The following is a 3,490-nucleotide window of genomic DNA, read 5'->3' on the forward strand; positions in this document are numbered from 1 at the left end:
GGGTATTTGGATGGATTCGGCCATTTGTCGAAGGTGGTTCCGGCCAATTCCCGGTGATTAACTTCTACCAGATCAATAACTACGCCGACCAGATGATCAATCAATATCAGTCGGTGACCGTGACCAATACCGGCAACAACGCAGCGCTGAACGTTGRGGTCGATGAAAGCAGCCTGAACAAAGCGCTGCGTGGATAATGAAGCTCGAAAGCCAACTTTGCTGGACTTCCGCCGCGCGCACGGACGTTGGCCTGGTGCGCAGCCGCAATGAAGATGCCTTCCTCGCCCACCCCGAACGCGGTTTGTGGGCAGTTGCGGACGGCATGGGGGGGCATGCCTTCGGCGATGTGGCGAGCCGCGCCGTGGTGGATGCGCTGGCCACGCTGGGCACCGCGTCCAGCCTGCCGGCCCTGGTCGAAGCGGCGCGCGCCAAGCTGAGCAAGGTGAATCTTGAGCTGCGCGCCAATGCACAGGCGCGCCGGGTGCCGATGATCGGCAGTACCGTCGTGGTACTACTGGCGCACGGCGCCGAGATGGCCTGCCTGTGGGCGGGCGACAGCCGCATCTATCTGTGCCGCGATGGCCAGTTGCGGCAGTTGACGCAGGATCACAGCCAGCCGGATTCGAATATGATCACCCGCGCGGTCGGCGCGGCCGATGTGCTGGAACTGGATCTGAAAACCGTGATCGCGCGCGATGGCGACGTTTTCCTGCTGTGCAGCGATGGCCTCAGCAATCCGGTCGACGATCCGGCAATTCAGGATCTGCTGGCATCCGGCGATTGCGCTCATGCGGCGCAGGAGCTGGTCGAGCAAGCCCGCAATAACGGCGGGCGAGACAATATCACCGCCGTGGTGGTGCGCGCCGACGATGCGGACTGCGACAAGACCATGCTCAATCCTGCCTTGTAGTCAGCCCTGTTTGCGGTAATCCTTGGAGTGCAGGCCGTGCTTCTTCAGCAGGATCTGGAGATGCGAGCGGTTCATGTCCCAGCGCCGCGCCAGTTCCGATACCGATCCTTTCACCTCTTCCAGTCCCCGCTCCAGGCAGCGGCATTCGGCTTCATCGCTGGCGGCGCGTTTGGCCTCGGCCAGTGAAGCGCTGTCGGTGGCGGCACTGCCATTCCCGGCCGCGGGCCGCTTCACCGCCGGCCGGATGTCCTCCGGCAGATGCGATAGATCCGCTGTTTCGCCCGCCAGGCAGGACAGGCGGTACATCAGGTTGCGCAGCTCGCGGATATTGCCGGGGTAGCCGTAACGCAGCAGGAAGTCGCGCAGACGCGGCGTCATTGCAACGGGGCCGCGTTTGAGCGCTTCCGCCGCCTCGTCGGTGTAGTAGGCCAACAGCAGAGGTATCTCATCCTTGCGTTCACGCAGCGGCGGCAGGGTTACGTGGATCACGCTGAGGCGGTAGAACAGGTCTTCGCGGAAGGTGCCTTCCTCGATCAGCTTGCGCAGGTTCTTGTTGGTCGCCGCCACGATGCGCGCATCGACGTTGATGATTTCATCCGAGCCCACGCGCTGGATCTCGTGCGATTGCAGCACGCGCAGCAGCTTGACCTGACCGGGCAAAGGCAGCTCGCCGATCTCGTCCAGGAAAATGGTGCCTTTGTGCGCGCTTTCGAACTTGCCTTTGCGGTCATTGGCGGCGCCTGTGAACGCGCCCTTCTTGTGGCCGAACAGTTCCGATTCCAGCAAACTGTCCGGAATCGCGCCGCAGTTGACCGAGATATAGGGCTTATCGGCGCGCGATCCGTTGGCGTGGATGACCTTGGCCATCAGCTCCTTGCCTGTCCCGCTTTCGCCATCCACCAGCACGGGCAGATCGGTGGGGGCTGCCTTCTCCGCGATCTCCAGCGCATCCAGCAGCTTGGGATTGTCGCCGAAGGTGCCTTCGAAAACGAAGCTGCGCGCCAGCAGGGCTTGCCGGCGCTCGCCAGTCGATGCTTCTTCCGTTGGCGTGGCGGCGACTGCCTGCACGAAGCGCTCTTTGTGCGACAGCTGCATCACCTCATCGCGCAAGGCATTGGTCTGGCGCAGCATCTTGTCGATGTCCGGACGATCGAGCCGGCTCGACCAGCGCAGGGTCGAACGCAGGATTTCGATCTTTTCCAGCAGCGCGGCATAGGACATTGCCGATCCACGCTCGCCTCCAGGATTGTAGAGTTTCATGCCGAGTTCAATTGTTTCTGCACCAGTTCGTAATACATGCCGCGCCGCTCCAGCAGCTCCTCGTGGCGGCCCTGCTCGACGATCTTGCCTTCGTACAGCACGACAATTTTGTCGGCCCGCATGATCGTACTGAGGCGGTGCGCGATGATGACCGCCGTACGCCCCTCCAGAATCGCCTGCATATTGCCGATGATGTTGCTTTCCGACTGAGTGTCCAGCGCCGAGGTGGCTTCATCGAACACCAGCAGGCGCGGATCGTGATACAACGCGCGTGCAATGCACAGGCGCTGCACCTGGCCGCCGGACAAACCCATGCCCCGTTCGCCCACCACCTGCTCATAGCCCATGGGCATCTTGCTGATAAAGGCGTGCGCATCGGCCATCTTCGCCACTTCTTCGATGCGGCGCCGGTCGGGGCTATCGTCGCCGCTGGCGATGTTCTCGGCGATGGTGCCGGAGAACAGCAGATTGCTCTGCATGACGTAGCCAACCTGGGCGCGGTAATAATCCTTGTCGATCACGCTGATGTCGTAGCCGTCCACCACGATCTTGCCCTCACTGGGCGGGTAGAAGCCGACCAGCAGCTTGGCCAGCGTGGTTTTCCCCGATCCGCTGCGGCCCACGATGGCGACCAGCTCACCGGGCTTGATATCGATACTGATGTCCTCCAGCACGTAGGGCGTGCCGCTGTCGCCGTAACGGAAGTACATGCGATCCAGCTTGATCTCACCTTGCAGATCGGGCAGCACCACGCGCGAAGCGATATCGRCGGGCTTTTGCTCCGGTTCGATATCCAGGACGTCGCCCAGCCGTTCCATGGCAACGGTGGCGTCAGCCAGGCGGCTCCACAAGCCCACCAGTCCCATCAGCGGCCCCAGCACGCTGCCCATCAGGGAATTGAAGGCCATCAGCTGGCCGATGGTCAGCTCACGGCTCAGCACCAGCGTGGCGCCAACCCAGAGAATAACAATGGTGGTGGCCGAGTTCAGCAACTGGCTGCCAAGGCCGACCAGAATGTTGAAAGCCTGCGACTTGTACTGCAATTCCAGCGATTTGACGTACTTCTTCTCCCATTTCAGCCGCACCGGCCGCTCGCTGCCCATGCCCTTGATGGTTTCGATGCCGCCGAGCGCCTCCATCAGGAAGGATTGGGCATCGGTGGCGCTGGTGAAGACCTCGCGGGCGTAGTCCTTGATCTTCGGCGTCACTAGCACGGTCAGCGCGATGATGGGAATGGTGAAGGCGATCAGCAGCAGCGTCAGCTTGACGTTGTAGAGAAAGAGAATGGTGAAGTAAATGAACACCATCAGCAGGTTAAGC

The 3,490-nt window shown here is 61.7% G+C and carries 4 protein-coding genes; 2 read left to right on the top strand and 2 right to left on the bottom strand.

All coding sequences use genetic code 11. The annotated features are described in order from the left end of the window. Together AB4Z11_RS26840 and AB4Z11_RS26845 are read left to right on the top strand one after the other, a co-directional pair. Positions 1-197, top strand: a 197-nt coding sequence (locus tag AB4Z11_RS26840; protein WP_442028894.1) for a hypothetical protein, incomplete at its 5' end; no start/stop codon positions are given. After that, positions 197-910 carry a PP2C family protein-serine/threonine phosphatase gene (locus AB4Z11_RS26845; protein WP_442028895.1) on the top strand — a complete coding sequence of 238 codons (714 nt, stop codon included), beginning with the start codon at positions 197-199 and terminating at the stop codon, positions 908-910. The genes AB4Z11_RS26840 and AB4Z11_RS26845, both read left to right, overlap by 1 nt. Here the strand turns inward: AB4Z11_RS26845 and AB4Z11_RS26850 are convergent, their stop codons facing one another. Both AB4Z11_RS26850 and AB4Z11_RS26855 read right to left on the bottom strand, forming a co-directional pair. Then, positions 911-2,170: a sigma-54 interaction domain-containing protein gene (locus tag AB4Z11_RS26850; RefSeq protein WP_442028896.1), complete on the bottom strand. Its 1,260-nt coding sequence runs from the start codon at positions 2,168-2,170 to the stop codon at positions 911-913. Beyond that, a partial coding sequence (locus tag AB4Z11_RS26855; RefSeq protein WP_442028897.1) for a peptidase domain-containing ABC transporter occupies positions 2,167-3,490 on the bottom strand: 1,324 nt, incomplete at its 5' end. The genes AB4Z11_RS26855 and AB4Z11_RS26850, both read right to left, overlap by 4 nt.

Origin of the sequence: Pseudoduganella sp. RAF53_2, assembly GCF_052113985.1 — a bacterium.
Lineage (GTDB): Bacteria > Pseudomonadota > Gammaproteobacteria > Burkholderiales > Burkholderiaceae_D > Rugamonas.

What these genes read in the sequence shown, in the direction of transcription:
- AB4Z11_RS26845 (WP_442028895.1), top strand. Translation starts at nt 197, where the DNA reads ATGAAGCTCGAAAGCCAACTTTGCTGGACTTCCGCCGCGCGCACGGAC.
- AB4Z11_RS26850 (WP_442028896.1), bottom strand. Translation starts at nt 2,170, where the DNA reads ATGAAACTCTACAATCCTGGAGGCGAGCGTGGATCGGCAATGTCCTAT.